The organism is Psychrobacter sp. I-STPA6b (assembly GCF_020662265.1).
Taxonomy (GTDB): domain Bacteria; phylum Pseudomonadota; class Gammaproteobacteria; order Pseudomonadales; family Moraxellaceae; genus Psychrobacter.
Window position 1 is genome coordinate 126,056 of sequence record NZ_VEWM01000010.1, and the last position, 18,393, is coordinate 144,448.

An 18,393-nucleotide genomic window follows, 5' to 3' on the forward strand; every position below is an offset into this window, starting at 1 on the left:
ACAACAAGTTATAAAAATTTAACTACCCTATTAATAATATTAAATTCTCATTGGCATAATCACGTATTGATGCTGGCTATCATTTAACTGATTGACCAATACAGAAGCATTAGACTGGCTCATGTGTAGCTGAACATCTCCTTGTAACACATCAAGCACATCTTGAAGATAGGCAGCATTAAAGGATAATTCAATTGGCTCACCTTGGTACTTAACTTGCAACACCTCAACAGCCTCATCCTGCTCAGCATTATTAGCTTTAACTTCTACGTTACCATCTTGAGCAAAATTAAAAATCACACCTCGTGACTTCTCATTACTTAAAATTGCCACACGACGTAATACTTCAATCATCTTCTCACGATTTAATAATGCAAGCTTATCATTGGCTGTTGGCATAACTCGACGATAGTCTGGAAATTTTCCATCAATAAGACGTGCTGTAAATGTAACCACCACTGAATCATCTATCTGCCCTGTACTATCAACATTACCAAAAGGCAAACTGACTTGTAAAAACTCACGTCCAAAACTTAGCGTTAAGCGATTATCAGCATCATTTAACAACTTACCCAACTCCCCCATCAAACGCTCAAGCTCAATCACTGCTTTACGTGGCAAAATAGCTTGTAACTCAAGGTTATCATCTACTTCAATAGCACTACGTGACAGAGCCAAACGGTGACCATCCGTTGCCACTGTTGTCAATTGACGCTCCGTTACCTCAAAAAGCATACCTGTTAAATAATAACGCACATCTTGAATTGCCATCGCAAATTGTGAGGACGCTATTAAGTCCGACAAGGTCGCTCGATTTAGCGTCAATGGCGTGATGTTCTCTGGGTTGCCCAAAATAGGAAAATCTTCTGCAGGTAATGTTCCTAGTACAAAGCGACTTTTACCACTGGTAATCACACAACGTTCATCTGCCTGCGATGCAATCTGAATCATGGTGTTTTGTGGTAACAGCTTGCAAATATCTTTAAGCTTCATCGCTGGTAATGTCGTCATACCAACCTCACCACAAGCACCTTCTGGTAGCTGGATGGTCGCCATCAACTCCACCTCAAGGTCAGAGGCTGTCAGTGTCAAGGTTGTTTGTGTTAGCTCTAACTTAATATTACCAAGCACCACCATGTTATGACGCTTATCTGCCGCTTTGGCAATCAAATTAATAGCTTTTAATAATAGTTCTCGATTAATAGACAGTTGCATAAGTAAGGTCACTCAGATAAGGATTAATAAACAGAATCGTCAAATTATGGGGCTTATTATCATTCATTCTATACTGCTAGCTTGTTCCTATAATTCAATTAATACGACGCTCAATATTAAAATAAAAACAAACCATGACTAGTACACTAAACATCAACAATTGTACATCATACAAAATGATAAGCACACAAACTTATATGGATGTCTGTGCCATTTGCTAGTATAACAAATGATATCGCATAAACATAAACCGTTATGACTACTTAAGCCCAGCTAGGTTCAATTAAGATAAACCATCGATTAACCAGCCTGTAAGGTCATAGATAACGCTTTATATTCTTTATCCAATATTGGGTCTTCTTGACGTAACTGTGCCACTTTATCACATGCATGCATCACCGTCGTATGATCACGTCCCCCAAAAGACTGCCCAATATCAGGATAGCTATCTCCTGTTAACTCACGTGCCAAAGCCATCGCAATCTGACGCGGACGAGCAATACTACGTGTCCGTTTTTTACCCATCAAGTCTTTGACTGACACATCATAATACTCTGCCACTACTTTACGAATATTATCCATACTAACTGACTGTACCCGCATTGCTACGATATCTTTAAGTGCATATTGCACCATATCCAAATCTATCGGTTGCCCAGTTAAATTAGCATTTGCCAGCACCTGATTCAATGCCCCCTCAAGACGGCGTACATTGGACACCACATTTTGAGCAATAAATAACGCACACTCTTTAGGAAGCTCAATACCAGATAATTTTGCCTTTTTTTGCAAAATTTGCATCCGAGTTTCCATTTCTGGTGGCTCAACAGCAACCGCAAGTCCCCAAGAAAAACGTGAACGAAAACGCTCATCAAATTCTGTCATTTGTGAAGGATGTCTATCTGATGCCAAAATGATTTGTTTATCATCCATCATAAAATCAGCAAATAAAGATAAAAACTCACTACTACTTTTTGTTTTTCCTGCCAGTACATGAACATCATCAATTATTAATAAATCAACCCGTTTAATTTTCTTTTTAAACTCTTCTATTTTTTGATTACGTAAAGCATATACCAGCTGATTAATAAATTTTTCTGAGGAAAAATAATAAAAAGACTTTCCTATTTTTAAATAACGATGTGCTACTGAATGCATTAAATGTGTTTTTCCCAACCCAGAAGCACCATAAATAAATAATGGATTATGTCGATTTTGTGATTGTTTTTTACCCAGCTCAAAGCAAGCTTTGTATGCCAAAATATTAGACTTACCACTGACAAAAGTCTCAAAGGTAAATAAAGGATTAATATAGCTTAATGATTTATCAATATTGGAGTCTACTTGCTTTGAATGTGTTGCAGACTGCTTACTCATACCATCATCTATCACAGAGCGAATTTCTAAAGAAGTTTGCTGGCTTTGATATATAGCAGTTGGTTCAGATAATCCAGTTGCTAACGAAGAGTTGTTTTCACGAAGTACCACTGAGCTAATGACATCATCACTGTGCTTGCGAACCAGCGCTTCAATATCATTTAGATAATGTTTTGACACATGGGTAACAAAATATTGATTCGGGGCAAGTACAACTAACTGCTCTCCATACTGTTGTACTGATAGTGGTCGTAACCACATTGTAAACACACTATCCTTGACTTGATATTTCAGCTCTTCTAAACATCTATCCCAAAGTATATCCACATCTATCATTATATTAATACCTCACTTAAACCCATAACAACTTCATAACAAATACAGCTCAACAGCACATTTATATGTATAAACAACCTATATAATTAGTCTTTTTTTACATCACTATAATAAGACTACCTACATATAAAAACATCATGACATAAAAAGCATCCAAAGATATAAATCCATAACAACTAGGACAAAGACTATACTTCATCTACTATCATATATCTTATAGAACATAAGTGAATATATCACCAAAACCACATTACTAAACAGACATCACTGTAACACAATTAGCCTGTGGATAAAACTCATATTTTCTGTGGATAATTTTGTGGAAAACTATGTTAATAACTCATAACCACAAGTTATACAGAGTTTACCAACAATATTTACACAGGTTTATCAACATTATAACTATATGATATTAATTTATTTTTTATACTTATACACAATAAAGACACCTACCAATAATAACAATATATCTTTAATAATTATTACTATAGGGAAATCGCATGTCTGTGGATAACTCTGAAATTTTCTATAATCAAATGTACACACAGTGAGACTTCCTTGGTTAAAAAATTTTGTCATAGACTTATATTAAGCAATTTTATATTAATTAAAAATTACATATATATTTAATATACTTAAATAAATAAAGACTATAAATCTAGAGGGGTTTCTTATTTCACCTCAATAGTACATCTCAGATATTAATCACTAAACAGCGAGACAAAGTTAGAATATCCAAAAAATCAACTAACTTCTGATAACCATAGTAAGAGTCTTATAAACATGGAAGTTAGATTATTAGATGCATGTCTAGCCAGTTTATTATTAAGTAATACTTAACAATAAATAACAGCAGTATTGCATGCAAAATGTGATGCAAGTCACATAAGCTAGGATGCTTATTAAAGTTTATGCTTAGTAATATTGACAGTATCCGCAAAAACAGGCATAATATGCCGTTATTGCGAATTTTATTTTAATGAAGTTTAAATTTATTTAGTTAAGTTATAGGTGACTTATGAAACGCACTTTCCAACCCAGCGTTCTAAAACGCAAGCGTACACATGGTTTTCGTGCACGCATGGCAACCAAAAAAGGTCGTCAAGTACTAGCACGTCGTCGTGCTAAAGGTCGTCATCGTTTAACGGTATAAACTAGATTTTAGTTTTATCGCAAAAGCACCTATTTAAGGTGCTTTTTTTATGGCAATCATTTTTATAGCCAACTCATATAAGTGATAAGTTTATGAATCATTACCCTTATCCAAAATCATATCGTCTATTGACACCAACACAATATAAAAGAGTCTTTGATTATAGTAGTTATAAAGTACATCAAACACATATCATGGCATTTGTTGTTCAATCTGATAATGCAGAGCCAAGATTGGGAATGGCTATTACTAAAAAGAAACTTGCAACTGCAGTATCAAGAAACTTAGTTAAAAGATTAATTAAAGAGCAGTTTCGTTTTTATGCACCAAAATTGAAACATGTTGATATGGTTTTTATTTTAAAGAAATCCACAAAGCATTTAAGTAATGCAGATATTTCTAAAGAAATTAATGCTATTTTAAAAAAAATATCTGAGAGACAAAATATATCTGATAAAAATTAGGATAATAAAAATAAGATATCATTTGCTAAAAATAATACTGTTATATTGTTAGTTTGATTTGCAGTATTACGTAATGCACTGTTACTCATCTTTACAATAGTTTGAGCTGTTAAAGTATTTGATAATTGTGAAAGGTATTTAGTTGGATTGATAAACATGAAATATCATGACTATCAGTTGATATATCAATGGATAAGCAAAATAGCACTGCGATTATTTCTAAAAGTGATTAGATTGTATCAACGTTGGTTAAGTCCATTATTGCCTGCACGCTGTCGTTATTATCCAACCTGTTCTCATTATGGTCAGTTGGCACTACAATGGCATGGTGCTTGGCGGGGTGGTTTGCTCATATGTACTCGTATCGCACGTTGCCATCCTTGGGGTGGTCATGGTGTGGATTTTGTACCTTTGCCTCTTTATCAGTATCAATATGTTTATATAGCAAGAGAGACACAAATAAAAGGTGTGTTTATTGATAGCAATAGCTATGTGACAAGATTAAATCATATGCTAAAAAGTGGTATTTAGTCACCATCACCGTGTAGATAGCGCTTTATCTATGCTTCTGGCTTGCTAATATGATGGTCTCCATGAGTGCTTCGGATGTCTTGGTATCATTTACTGCTGATATTTAGTAAAATAGCCTTCATTTTATTTCTAAACTCAATCCAATGCTTGCTTGATAGTAAGCCTGTTTGCCTATGTCTAGCAGGTTTTGATGGTGATAATGGTATCGTCAAAGAGCGATTAAACGACTATGGCGTTGCTCTTATTTACATATAACCATACTATCTATACTTGGCTGTTTTGTATCTGTTTTAGTCTTTTTCGACTATAGTTAAAAACTGCAATGATGGTAAGCGCTTCAAGTTTGATCAGTAAGATGAGTTGTTTTTGTAAGTGTAGGTAAGTTGAAATGACTTACTCTAGGATTGAACCTCTTTATATTGCCTAATTATCTTACTTTAGGTATTTGTTTTTTAACTTAGGACTGTCTTATGCAAAAGATACTTCGGTTGCTGATTATCATTGCGATGCTGATTACAGCATACTTATTGATATTGGCATGGCAGAAGGACTACCCACCGGGAGCAGATAGTACGTCTGTTGTTGATGCGCCTTCAGCGCAAGTTTCTACTAGTACAGATATTCCCAGTGCTAGTGTTGCTGATGGTGATGTTCCAACAACATCGACAGCATCTACTGTACCTGCTGGTAATCAAGCACCAGCATCTGCAACAGGACTGATATCAGTCACTACAGATTATTATGATATTAAAATTAATCCAGTAGGTGGTGATATTGTCTATGCGGCGTTGCGCCCTTATAGTGCGACACTTGGCAGTAAAGAACGCTTTGTATTGTTTGAGAATACAGCACAACGTGTGTATGTAGCGCAATCAGGGCTGATTGGTCAAGATGGTGTTGATACAAACTCTGAGCGGGCTAAGTATCAATATCAAAGCAATCAGTATGTGATGCAGCCAAACCAAGAGACACTAACAGTTCCTCTAACACTGACTAAAGATGGTGTGACCATTACTAAATCGTTTACCTTTACAAAGGGTAAATATCCGATTGATGTCAGTTATACCATTGATAATGAGACAGGTAAAACGTGGCAAGGTCAGTTATATACTCAAATAAAACGTGATGGTAGTAAAGATCCTGGCATGGCAGATAAGGGAGCGCTGAGTATGGCGACTTATCTGGGCGGTGCTTGGGGAACACCAGATGATGACTATAATAAGCTCAAGTTTAAGGATTTTAATGATGGTGAGCTAAAGTCAGTTAGTAGTGATGCTGGTTGGGTAGGTGTGGTTCAGCACTACTTTGTATCTGCATGGACACCTAAAAACTTTACTGGTCATTTCTTCTCTAATGAAGTATCTGGTAACTATTTTATTGGTATGAAAAGTCAGCCAATATCGATTGCACCAAAGTCACAAGAAACCATTAGTGCAGTACTTTATGCGGGTCCTAAGATTCAGGCTGATTTGAAAGGTGTGGCTGAGGGGCTTAATAAGACAGTGGATTATGGTTACTTATGGCCTATCTCTAAAGTGCTGTTTGCTTTATTAGAGGGTATTCATAAGGTCATTGGTAACTGGGGTTGGTCTATTATTGTACTGACTATTTTGGTTAAAATTGCGCTGATGTGGTTCTCTAATAAGAGTTACTACTCTATGGCAAAAATGCGTGCCTTAGCCCCTCGTTTGCAGGCATTGAAAGATGAATACGGTGATGACCGTATGAGAATGTCACAAGAGATGATGGCTCTTTATAAAGAGGAAAAGGTTAACCCAATGGCGGGTTGCTTGCCTATTTTACTTCAGATGCCAATTTTCTTAGCATTATATTGGGTCTTGGTTGAGAGTGTAGAGCTGCGTCATGCGCCTTGGATTTTATGGATTCATGATTTATCGGCAATGGACCCTTACTTTATCTTGCCTATTTTTATGGGTGTGACTATGTTTGCTCAACAGATGCTGAATCCACAGCCAACTGACCCAATGCAAGCAAAAGTAATGAAGTTTTTACCCATTATTTTTACGATATTTATGTTGTTCTTCCCTGCCGGTCTTGTTTTATACTGGATAGTAAATAACCTGTTTACCATCATGCAACAGTATATTGTTAATAAAAAAGTGGAGAAAGAGCAGAAGCAGAAAGAAGTCAAAATACTTAGTTAATCACAGACTTTTTAACGCTACAAAAAACACCGCCATTATCATGGCGGTGTTTTTTATGGTTTTTAGTTTGATGTTCCTTGCTATACTAGCTTGTTATACTATGAGTATTATGGTCAAATTTGTGTGAAGTGGTTAAGCTATTCTTCTTTATTGCTATATTTGACTGATATTTCATAGCTTTTTTTACTGGTAAAAGTTGCCTTTATTTATGACAATGATGACTCAATCACAACCTTCTATTTCTACAACGATAGCTGCTATTGCCACACCCATTGGGAGAGGTGGTGTGGGTATTATTAGATTATCAGGCAGTCATGCCTATCAGATAGCTTGTGCCTTAACAGGACGCTCTAGCTTTCAGCCTCGGCAGGCAATGTTCTGTCGTTTTTTGGATGCTCAACAGACAGTCTTAGATGAAGGTATTGTTCTGTATTTTAAAGCGCCCCATTCCTTTACTGGAGAGGATGTGATTGAGCTACAAGGGCATGGGGGTGTCATCTTACAAAACCAGCTATTGGCACGAGTTTTTGAGTTGGGTGCTAAGCAGGCGCAAGCGGGTGAGTTTTCGTACCGTGCGTTTGAGAATGATAAGCTGGATTTGGTGCAGGCAGAAGCGATTGCTGATGCCATTGATGCCACCAGTGTGGCTGCTGCACATAGTGCTATGCGCTCATTAACTGGAGAGTTTTCGGTACGTATTAATGAGCTATTAGAGGCTTTAATCAATTTACGCCTGTATGTTGAAGCAGCAATAGACTTCCCTGAAGAAGAGGATGTAGATTTCCTTGGTGATGGTGTGATACAGGGAAGACTGGAGCATATAGAAACACAGGTTGCCCATATTTTGGAGACAGCACAACAAGGACAGTTATTGCGTGATGGGGTGCATGTGGTATTGGCAGGGCGACCAAATGCAGGCAAGTCTAGCTTGCTCAATCGTCTGGCAGGGCAAGAGCGGGCAATTGTGACAGATGTGGCAGGTACAACACGAGATACACTACAAGAAAGTATTGTCCTAAATGGGTTGACAATTCATCTGACAGATACTGCTGGTCTAAGAGAGACAGATGATGCGGTGGAGCGTATTGGTATTGACCGTGCGCATTCTGCGATTGCACAAGCAGACTTATTGCTATTGGTCTATGACTTAAGTCAAGAGGTAGACCCTATCACACTAGCAAAGACTTTGTTTAAGACGGCTGTGGATAGTAAACGCTTATTGTTAATCGGTAATAAGCGGGATTTATTATCCACTGTGGAGACAGATACTCAGCTTGTGGATGGCTTTGAGCAAGTCAATGTTTCATGTGAAACAGGTTTGGGAATACAAAGTCTTATAGATGTTTTGTGTGATAAAGTGGGCTTTCATCCACCAGAAAATAGCTTAATAGCACGAACACGTCATCTTGATGCCCTAAAAAGAACACAGAGTCATTTGCAGGATGCCAGTATACAACTTAATGAGTATCAGGCAGGTGAGTTAGTCGCAGAAAGTTTGCGTTTGGCACAGCAAAGTCTAGGTGAGATTACAGGTGAGTTTTTTGCCGATGATTTGTTAGGACGAATTTTTAGTAGTTTTTGTATTGGCAAGTAAATATTATTGGTAAATATTAAAAGAGCCTGTTGATGTTACTTAGCCATTATCCAGTACGATTTGAATTTGCTTTGGTTGCATATGCTTATCCTGCTTATAATACTGTTACGAGGAAAATAAGCGAAGGTATTCCTGTTTTTATAAAAGTAGGTACTGTGAGCGAGTTTGATGATTTAACAGTTTTGTATTGAGATGACGGACGATAGTAGAGAGGAGTTGCTATTATTTGATATCAGATAAGCATTCACCTATAGTACAACTTAGAGTGATTGACTATAATTAAGACAAGGCTTGTTTTCTTTATTTATAACTTTATAGGCACTTTATGCACTGTCCTTACTGTAATGCAAGTGATACCAAAGTCATTGATTCACGCTTAGCAGCTGATGGCGCTCAGGTGCGACGACGACGACAGTGTATCCCTTGTCAAGAGCGCTTTACAACATTTGAAGTGGTAGAAGTCGTGATGCCTAGAATTATCAAATCTAGTGGCAAAATTGAGCCATATGATAATGAGAAATTGAGACGCTCTATTCAATTGCCACTACAAAAGCGTCCTATTACCCTTGATGAACAAGAAGCCATGTTAAGCCGTATCGAAAAGCGATTGCGCCAGCTTGGTGAGCGTGAAATTAGCAGTAAAGCGCTGGGTGAAGTAGTGATGAGTGAGCTAAAAGCGTTAGATGATGTGGCTTATGTTCGCTTCGCTAGTGTCTATCGTGATTTTCAAGATATTGAAGCGTTTCATCAAGAGTTAGTGAATATTCGCACCAGTGATACCAATCCATCCACAAAATAAGCACACCATGAGCTAATTTGAACTAAGTTAAAGTGCCATAAGTAAGTTTGGCAAGATACTTACTGATGGCAAATGATATTATTAAATAGTGATGGTGTGATACATAAGTAAATTTAAATTCCTGTTTACTGTGATGGAACATGGTTGTTCCCCATCTTTATTTGACCTTCCAAAAAAGTGATATTTATGACTGCTATTTTTTCCCCTCATCAGTTTGAAGATAGCTATTTTATGCAATTAGCAATAGAGCAGGCGCGTCAGGGGATATATACGACCCGTCCCAATCCAGCTGTAGGCTGTGTGATAGTAAAGGATAAACAAATACAAGGTATGGGGTTTCATCCTAAAGCAGGAATGCCTCATGCTGAAGTCTATGCGCTGGCGGAAGCAAGTGATGATGCACAGGGTGCAACAGCTTATGTTACCTTGGAGCCATGTAGTCATACAGGGCGTACGCCCCCATGTGCTCAAGCCTTGATACAGGCAGGAATATCTCGAGTTGTGATTGCTGGGCTTGACCCTAATCCTAAAGTCGCTGGACGTGGTGCAAAAATGCTTCAGCAGGCTGGCATTGAAGTGACAGTAGGTGTACAAACCCAACAAGCTGAGGCACTTAATCAAGGGTTTTTAAAAGCCATGCGTCACCAGCTTCCTTATGTGCGTCTAAAAATAGCAACCAGTATGGATGGGCGTACAGCACTGGCATCTGGAGAGTCAAAATGGATTACGGGTACACAAGCACGTGAAGACGTACAAAAATTACGCGCACGCAGTGGGGCAATCATTACTGGTAGCCAAACGATTATTGATGACAACCCCAGTTTAAATGTACGCTCACAGTCACTGGGTGTTAACTTACAAGATGTGCCACAACCGAAAATAGTAATATTAGATAGACGGCAACGGTTGCAGAAATTGGCACAACAATCTTCATTTACTGTGCTAAATAATCCCAATACGGTGATATGGTCAGATTCTGATTTAGAAGCGTTATTGCGTCACTTAGTGGCTGAATATCAGGTCTATGATGTCTTGATTGAGGCGGGTTCACAAGTAGCAGGTAGCTTTGTTGACAGTCAATTGGTTGATGAAATGGTCATTTATCAAGCCCCATGTGTTTTGGGAAATGAAGCAAAGCCGATGTTAACAATGACCCTAGATAAGCTATATCAACAGCCACTATTTAGCTATCAGTCGGTGCAGATGGTGGGTAATGATATTAAGCTGGTACTGACAAAAGCAGACTAGGGGCTGTGTAGAATAGGCTTTAGCTGTATGTTTGCCCAAAGCTATATTTTAAATTATCCACAGGATGATTTATTTGGTTGTGAGTAAATATCTTTTATAAACAGGTTTCACATGAAACTGTGGATAAGTTGGTTTCACATGGAACATATTTAATGATATTTTTAGTGGGAAATACTTGTTTTTAAAGCGTTTCACGTGAAACAAATAATGTTTTATAAAGATATTGCAAAATGGGTTTTACTTGTGGATAAGTATAAAAAATCATAGAAAAAACCCTTGCGAATGGGCGTGATATATGGAGTTATCCACAGGGTGTCAGAGTTAAATATGAGCTAATGAATAACAAGGATAATATTATGTTTACAGGTATCATAGAAAGTTTGGGTACAATCAAGCGAATGGATGCAGTCTCAGGTGATGTGAGGCTGACCATTGAGTCGGACAGTTTGGACTTTTGCGATATAAAGCTTGGTGACTCGATTGCTACCAATGGTATATGTTTGACAGTGGTAGACTTTGGACAGAATTGGTATGCCGTTGATGTTTCACGTGAAACTCTGGCTCGAACTGCTATGCAGAACTGGTCTATTGGGGATACCGTCAATTTAGAAAAAGCCATGTTGCCGACCACTCGCTTTGGTGGACATATTGTCTCAGGTCATGTCGATGATGTGGGAACGATTACATTAATGAAAAAAGATGCCCGTTCAATCTATATTGAGCTTCAAGTCCCAGACTCTTTAAAATACTATACAGCGACTAAAGGCTCTATCACAACAGATGGTATTAGCTTAACCACAAACTTGGTTAAGGATAATATTGTTTGCCTTAATATTATTCCCCATACTGCACAAAGGACAAACATTGACCGCCATTGGTATGTGGGTGCATTGGTGAATATTGAAGTGGATGTGGTTGCCAGATATTTAGAGCGTCTATTATTGGGCAATAAAGATTCCCTTAGCCCTCAAGCAAGTATTACAGAGGCATTTTTGGCAGAAAATGGTTTTATGCGTTAAATTGGGCATCGTTTTTGTTAGGAATAAAAAATATTAGGCTGAATACTCGGTGTCATATTTAGCTATATTATAAAATTGCCTATTCAAAATTCTCCTCCATATCAACTTAGCTTGCATTTACTGTGTGAGTATTTGAATTGTTCTAACTGTATTTTTTATAAAAAAATTTACAATAATGTTGTTTTGTTTAAAAAATGTAACTAAATTTATGGTAAAGTATGATGGTTGATGCACAACCTCAAAAAGATTGTGACAAAAAGATGCTATTGGCGAACATTATGTATTGGAATCATAACTTGGCTGATATCTCATCGAAAATATATTGATTAGGACAGGTAAATATTCGAACATATAACGTATTATTTTCTAAAAAGTATGGCATTTATAGTAATGCTTATTGGTGTGTAGATAAATAACTTTTAATTCTGTTAATGTCTCATATTAGAATGTTAAACAGACCCTATACAAGATAGGTATTATTTTTCTTCTAAGGGGTTTAGTTTAAGATGATTGTAAATAATATATGGTTCTCAATGAGAATGAAGAATGATGTTTGAATAGTTAACATGTCTTATAAAACTGACAATAAAAAGGATAATGTTATGAAAACTAGCAAATCATCATTAAGTATTTTATCGCTCGCTGTGTCAGCTTTGCTATTAGCAGGTTGTGGTGGTGGGTCTGGCGGTGGTGCAAGCTCTACACCTGTAAAAAATCCAGTTAACCCGAAGCAAGAACAACCAAGCACACCCAAACAAGAACAACCAAGCACACCCAAACAAGAACAACCAAGCACACCCAAACAAGAACAACCAAGCACACCCAAACAAGAACAACCAAGCACACCCAAACAAGAACAACCAAGCACACCCAAACAAGAACAACCAAGCACACCCAAACAAGAACAACCAAGCACACCCAAACAAGAACAACCAAGCACACCCAAACAAGAACAACCAAGCACACCTAAACAAGAACAACCAAGCACACCTAAACAAGAACAACCTTCTGATATTAGTAAGCAAGCAAATCTAAGTGTTTATAATCAATTAAACCTACGTCGGCAGGCTTGTGGATTTGGAGGGTTACTGCCTAACCAAGAGTTAGAAAAAGCAGCTAGTAACCATGCTAACTATTTATTGTATATGGGACAACATAGTGATGTGTATCAAGGACATAGTGAATATAAAGTAGATAGCTATAGTGGTATTGATAATCCATACTATACTGGGAATCAACTGAGTGAACGTGTACAGACGGGTAGTAATATTGGTAAGAAAGCGTTAGCCGTTAACTATAACTACCGTCAGGTTGGTGAGGATATATCTGCTTTTTATATTCCGCATACCTATTTTGAATCGCAAAATGATATCAATATTGCTTTGGATAGCCTGAATGGGTTATTGGCTGCGCCTTATCATTTGGCAAGTATGGTGAGTCCTAATTTTACTGAAGTTGGGATTAGCTATGGTCGGATTAAGAGACCAGGTGTTAAAGACTATGGCCATAATTTTACCTTTCAAATTTACCAATCCGTGTTGGAAGTTATGTTAGGAAGAGCAATGGGAACACCTTCTCATAAGTCAAACTCTAGCGTTTTGAACTATCCTTGTAGTGAGATGTCTTATACAACAGAATATGAGTTGACGAATGAGTCTCCTAACCCCTTTGGAGATAAAAGAGATTTGGAAAAAGAACCCATTGGACAGCCCATTTATATTTTGGGAAATGGCAGTATCCGTGTGAGCAACTATAAGATGGTAGATGCGGCTAATCAGCCATTGTCATTGTTAAAGTTAACTTCAACAAATGATCCTCAAAAGATTTTGAAAGATAATCAAGTGTTTTTGATACCGTTAAAGCCGTTACAGCCCGATCAAATGTATACCGTAACATATGATGTATCAGTCAATGGTGCAAAAGCAACGCACAAAGTAGTGACATTTAAAACAATGCCTAAAAAACTAATGTAGCATCATATTATCGTCAAAGAAGGTATCGTTAATAAAGTCTATTGAATACTCGCCCCTTATCACCTTATGCTAAGGTTTATAAGGGGTGCTGTCATATTCTATCGGAAAAATTAGCTGAAGTTTTCCGACAAAGATGAACACTTGGCAGACCCTAGATTTCCTTAAAGTCATTGCTTATAAATATTTTTGTAGTGTCTCTTCTAACACTTCTTTTTTTAGTGGCTTTGATAAAAAGTCATTCATTCCTGCTTGCATACAGGCTTCACGGTCTTCGGGTGTATCGTTGGCTGTCAGTGCAACAATGATGATATCATCTTGTTGTTCACGGATATTACGCGTGGCTTCCAGACCATCCATATAGGGCATGCGACAGTCCATAAGTATTAAGTCTATTTGCTTACGTTTCTTTGCCAAAATATCAAGAGCTTGTTGACCATTATCGGCGACCACACTTTGATAGCCAAGCTTTTCAAGTAGCTTGCAAGCTACTTTTTGATTGATGAAATTATCTTCCACGACCAGTATGTTGATATGATTTTGGGTATCTGCTGCATCTATTGAGTTGTCCATTGAGCCATCTATTGTAGAGCTATTGGTTATTGGTAAAATGGCTGTTGTGGATTGATTTAATAGCATACCTTCATGTTGATGTTTTAGGTTTTCACAAGTGTCAGGAGTGTTTGTTTCGTTAGTTTGTGAAAGAATGGTATTGCTATTAGCCATTGCATCATAGAGTCTGGTTAGTTCAGCAATGAGCTGTGAAGCATATAAAGGTTTAATTAAAAAGCTATCATAGCGTTCACGTATGGAGGGGCTAATGCCTCGCTCAGGGGTGCTACTGAGTAGGATTTTTGATGCTTTGTGATAAAACGGTAAGGTTGCTAGTAAATCAATGTCTTTTTGTGGGTGTAAGTCATATTCAATTAAAAATACAGGGGTTAGTTGGCTGGGTAAGTAAGCATTGATTTTATAAATAGTTTCTTGGTCTATCTGCGTGTGAATCATTGCGGATATTTTTAAATAGTCCATGAGTGTGCGTAAGGTTGACGCATAAAATGGATGGTTGATAAATGCAATGAGACATAGTGAAGTTAGGTTGGTATGGTTTTGATATTGGTATATAGGCTGATACTCTGACTGCTGGCATGGTAAGCACAGTCGGAATTTACTGCCAATATTAAGCTGGCTTTCTATATGAATAAAGCCACCAAGAAGCTGTGCATAGTTGCTAGCAAAGGCAAGTCCTAAGCCAGTACCACCAAATTTGCGACTGATAGAGTCATTGGCTTGGTTAAAAAATGAGAAGAGACATTGTTGCTCATCTTTACTAATACCAATACCAGTATCTTCAATCGTAAAACATAACCAGTATGAGGTGTTGTTTGTTTGGGGGTGAGTGTTGCTTTCAGTTAACATTTTTTGTAACTGAGGACTTTCAGGATGAAAACAGTTGAGGCTGAGTGCAACATGTCCTGATTGGGTGAATTTGATGGCATTGCTAACAAGATTTAGCAGAGCTTGACGCAGTCGCCCTGTATCTGTTGGAAAGTATCGTGGGCATTGTGGATCAGCATGAAAAAACAATTCAATATTTTGTTGTCTGGCATTACCAAGCATAAGATCCGTGACTTGTTGACAGAGTAACAAAATATCAGTTTGCTCAATGCTAAGAGGCATTTTTCCGGCTTCAATTTTTGCGACATCCAGCATGTTATTGAGCATATTCATCATATTGTGGCAAGCTTGCTCTAGGGTAGCAAATGTCGCTTGTTGTTCTTTACTTAATTCTTCAGTTTCAATGATATTGAGTGTTCCAATGACACCGCTTAATGGTGTACGTAGTTCGTGTCCTAGCTCTGACCATAGTTTGTCTAAGTCTGATAAGCGGTCTTGTTGTTGTTGTTGTTTTAGCGTCACAGTATTAAGATCGTTGGTAAAGTCGCTAACGTCACTAAGTAAGGCTGAGTAGCCCTGTACATTACCTTCTGAGTCAAACCAAGGTTTAAGGTATAGCTGATAATCAGTATTATCTTCAAGGCTGGTAACCATTAAAATACGAATAATAAGTAATTCATTCAACTTGGTAAGAATTTGATGCGTTGTTTTGTCTGAACCAGTGACAAAGTCGGTTAAGTAATAAGTAACATCCTCTTGATAGGATGTCATAAATACTTGTTCAAAGCGGTTATTGAAGAAGCTGATTTGTCCATCTTGGCGGATTAATAGCATGGGTAATGGTGATTGATCTACCAGATGATGCAAACGGTTACTTAAATGGTGAATTTGTTCTAAGTATTGATGGCGCTGAAAGCTAATACGATTAATCGCATTACCAAGTCGTAAAAACTCTTGCCCTACGTTGAGTTCATTAAGTCGTAATGGAACAAATGTTTCAGAATATTGGTTTGGTAGCTGAGAAATGTAGTTGGTTACTTTATCCCAACTTTTTTTGCGTTGTAATGTGTAATAGGTTGCCATAGCGAAAAATATTAGAGCCATGAGCAGTGGTACCCAATATAAGGGACGATTCCAATATAGGGTGTAGGGTGGATAGTATATTTGGAGGTAGAGCTGGTATCCTCCTTCTAGCATACTATAGCCCAGTAGATAGTTTGACTTTAAGCTGATGTGATCATCACTGGTATCTTCACTTTGCCAATAAGGCAGTGATACAAAAGTGACTTTGGGTTGGTCTTCACGACGGTAATTATGAATAAAGGTATGTGCTGATGGTGTGACAATGACCACTTGGTAACTGATGTTATTATCAACATGGTCTGTTAATAGATGCTCAAAGGAAATCTGATTATCAGAAAGCTGTGTTTCCAGCTCATTTTGTAATGTATGGTAAAGGTGGATGCTTCTTTGTTGGCTCAATTGTTTTGAGGCATCCCAGACCAAATAGTAACTAAGCTCAATAAAGCATAACAGAGAGAGGGCATACAGTAGTAGTGTATGGTTGATGGAAAGATATTTTTTCATAACTGTCAATAATTTAATTAAGCGAAACGTCACAATGCTGGTACAAGGCGAAGTAAAGAGCTAATGATTCGACCATCATATAGTGGCTAGTTGTAGGCAATACACGTCATAAAGTTAGAGTAATATTGTATCCTTAGAATTTATAAGCATATTTTATTTTACTTTATTACAAATATTTAGAAATTATTAATATAAAATCCTTGTATTGAGCCTATGCAAATGCGTTGGTACTGAGCCAGTATAGCATTGACAACTAATTGAAGGTCAGTAATTTATAGATGGCTTGTCTGTTTTTTACCATTAACGCAAAAATGACACTGACATACTCCTTATCTATCAGCATTATTATAAACAATGTCAGCTAAATCTAATAGAAAAAACTGAATAAAAACAGCATAGATAGGCGTAAATTTTCCCTGTATAAGTATGCTTCGGTTATAATGTCTATAACTTATTATAGATACCATGAAATGATGACTACCTCTTATGAATAAAAATACTGCATCAAAACAACGCCTTATCTTTGCTGGTACACCAGAATTTGCTGCCACAAGCCTACAAGCCTTGATTGACAAACAAGATGAATTAAACATTGAGATTGTCGCCGTCTATACCCAGCCCGACCGCAAAGCAGGACGAGGGCAAAAGCTCACTGCATCGCCTGTTAAACAAGTTGCCTTAGCTCATAACATTGCAGTTGAACAACCAGAAACCTTTAAAAAATCCAGTGAGCAAGGCATTGTTTCACGTGAAACTTTAGCCAACTATCGACCTGATATTATGGTGGTGGCAGCCTATGGCTTGATATTGCCTGTGGGGGTTTTAAATACGCCAACGCATGGTTGCTTAAACATTCATGCTTCCTTGTTACCACGCTGGCGGGGGGCTGCCCCGATTCATCGAGCTTTATTGGCAGGCGATGATAAGACGGGCATTACCATCATGCAAATGGATAAAGGCTTGGACACGGGCAACATGCTATATAAAGTAGATTGCCCCATTGATGATACTGATACCACTGCAAGTCTGCATGACAGCTTAGCAAAATTGGGGGCAGATGCCATCATCACCGTATTGCAAGACTTGCCTCATTATCAATCTCAAGCACAAAAGCAAGATGACAGCCTTGCCAATTATGCCGAAAAGTTAAGCAAAGCCGAAGGGGAGATTGACTGGACGCAACCTGCCGAAATCATCGAACGACAAATCCGCGGTATGCACCCATATCCCAGCACTTACACCTTTTTAAATGGTAATCGAGTGAAAGTCTTAGCCAGTCTACCTGTTAATGACTCACAAATGACCGACCAGCCCGCAGGAACGGTGATTAGTGTCGGCAAAAATGCCATTTTGGTTGCTTGTGGAAAAAATAATAGCAATGATGATAAAGCAACCACGCTGCGTTTGACCAAATTACAATTTGCAGGGGGTAAAGCAGTGACGGCTGAACAAATCTGTCATGGCAATCAGCTCAATGATGGTGACCGTTTTGGTGAGTATTTAGCAGATGGAGCTGATAAAGGTGGGTCAAATTAAG

At 37.8% G+C, this 18,393-nt stretch carries 13 protein-coding genes; 10 read left to right on the forward strand and 3 right to left on the reverse strand.

The window, feature by feature from the left end; genetic code table 11:
- Positions 1-39: 39 nt before the first annotated feature.
- Both dnaN and dnaA read right to left on the reverse strand, forming a co-directional pair.
- Entirely contained in the window at positions 40-1,215 is a 1,176-nt protein-coding gene (gene dnaN / locus FHK88_RS00825; RefSeq protein ID WP_227428885.1) for a DNA polymerase III subunit beta, read from the reverse strand.
- Positions 1,216-1,515: 300 nt separating this feature from the next.
- The gene (gene dnaA, locus FHK88_RS00830; protein ID WP_227428886.1) at positions 1,516-2,928 is read right to left on the reverse strand and encodes a chromosomal replication initiator protein DnaA; all 1,413 of its coding nucleotides are present in this window, start codon (positions 2,926-2,928) and stop codon (positions 1,516-1,518) included.
- 1,018 nt (positions 2,929-3,946) lie between these two features.
- Here dnaA and rpmH point away from each other — a divergent pair.
- From rpmH to FHK88_RS00875, 9 genes are all read left to right on the forward strand, one after another.
- Positions 3,947-4,081, forward strand: a complete 135-nt coding sequence (rpmH, locus tag FHK88_RS00835) for a 50S ribosomal protein L34 (RefSeq protein ID WP_003662232.1) — start codon at positions 3,947-3,949, stop codon at positions 4,079-4,081.
- A 92-nt stretch (positions 4,082-4,173) separates the two neighbouring features.
- Positions 4,174-4,545, forward strand: coding sequence for a ribonuclease P protein component (gene rnpA, locus FHK88_RS00840; RefSeq protein WP_227428887.1), 372 nt, complete (start codon positions 4,174-4,176; stop codon positions 4,543-4,545).
- Between the two features lie 156 nt (positions 4,546-4,701).
- A complete protein-coding gene (gene yidD, locus FHK88_RS00845) occupies positions 4,702-5,076 on the forward strand; it encodes a membrane protein insertion efficiency factor YidD (RefSeq protein ID WP_227428888.1) in 375 nt (124 codons plus the stop codon).
- Positions 5,077-5,546: 470 nt separating this feature from the next.
- Positions 5,547-7,241: a membrane protein insertase YidC gene (gene yidC, locus FHK88_RS00850; RefSeq protein WP_227428889.1), complete on the forward strand. Its 1,695-nt coding sequence runs from the start codon at positions 5,547-5,549 to the stop codon at positions 7,239-7,241.
- Positions 7,242-7,455: 214 nt separating this feature from the next.
- A complete protein-coding gene (gene mnmE, locus FHK88_RS00855; RefSeq protein WP_227429185.1) occupies positions 7,456-8,835 on the forward strand; it encodes a tRNA uridine-5-carboxymethylaminomethyl(34) synthesis GTPase MnmE in 1,380 nt (459 codons plus the stop codon).
- 325 nt (positions 8,836-9,160) lie between these two features.
- The gene (gene nrdR, locus FHK88_RS00860; protein WP_227428890.1) at positions 9,161-9,634 is read left to right on the forward strand and encodes a transcriptional regulator NrdR; all 474 of its coding nucleotides are present in this window, start codon (positions 9,161-9,163) and stop codon (positions 9,632-9,634) included.
- A gap of 186 nt (positions 9,635-9,820) precedes the next feature.
- On the forward strand, positions 9,821-10,882 hold the full coding sequence (gene ribD / locus FHK88_RS00865) for a bifunctional diaminohydroxyphosphoribosylaminopyrimidine deaminase/5-amino-6-(5-phosphoribosylamino)uracil reductase RibD (protein WP_227428891.1): 1,062 nt from the start codon (positions 9,821-9,823) through the stop codon (positions 10,880-10,882).
- Between the two features lie 356 nt (positions 10,883-11,238).
- A complete protein-coding gene (locus FHK88_RS00870; protein WP_227428892.1) occupies positions 11,239-11,901 on the forward strand; it encodes a riboflavin synthase in 663 nt (220 codons plus the stop codon).
- Positions 11,902-12,503: 602 nt separating this feature from the next.
- Positions 12,504-13,874 (forward strand): CAP domain-containing protein, encoded by a 1,371-nt coding sequence (locus FHK88_RS00875; RefSeq protein ID WP_227428893.1) that lies wholly within the window; start codon positions 12,504-12,506, stop codon positions 13,872-13,874.
- 174 nt (positions 13,875-14,048) lie between these two features.
- Here the strand turns inward: FHK88_RS00875 and FHK88_RS00880 are convergent, their stop codons facing one another.
- Positions 14,049-16,856 carry a response regulator gene (locus FHK88_RS00880; RefSeq protein WP_227428894.1) on the reverse strand — a complete coding sequence of 936 codons (2,808 nt, stop codon included), beginning with the start codon at positions 16,854-16,856 and terminating at the stop codon, positions 14,049-14,051.
- 486 nt (positions 16,857-17,342) lie between these two features.
- Between FHK88_RS00880 and fmt the strand changes: the two genes are divergently transcribed.
- Positions 17,343-18,392 carry a methionyl-tRNA formyltransferase gene (fmt, locus tag FHK88_RS00885; RefSeq protein ID WP_227428895.1) on the forward strand — a complete coding sequence of 350 codons (1,050 nt, stop codon included), beginning with the start codon at positions 17,343-17,345 and terminating at the stop codon, positions 18,390-18,392.
- The last annotated feature ends 1 nt before the right edge of the window (position 18,393 follow it).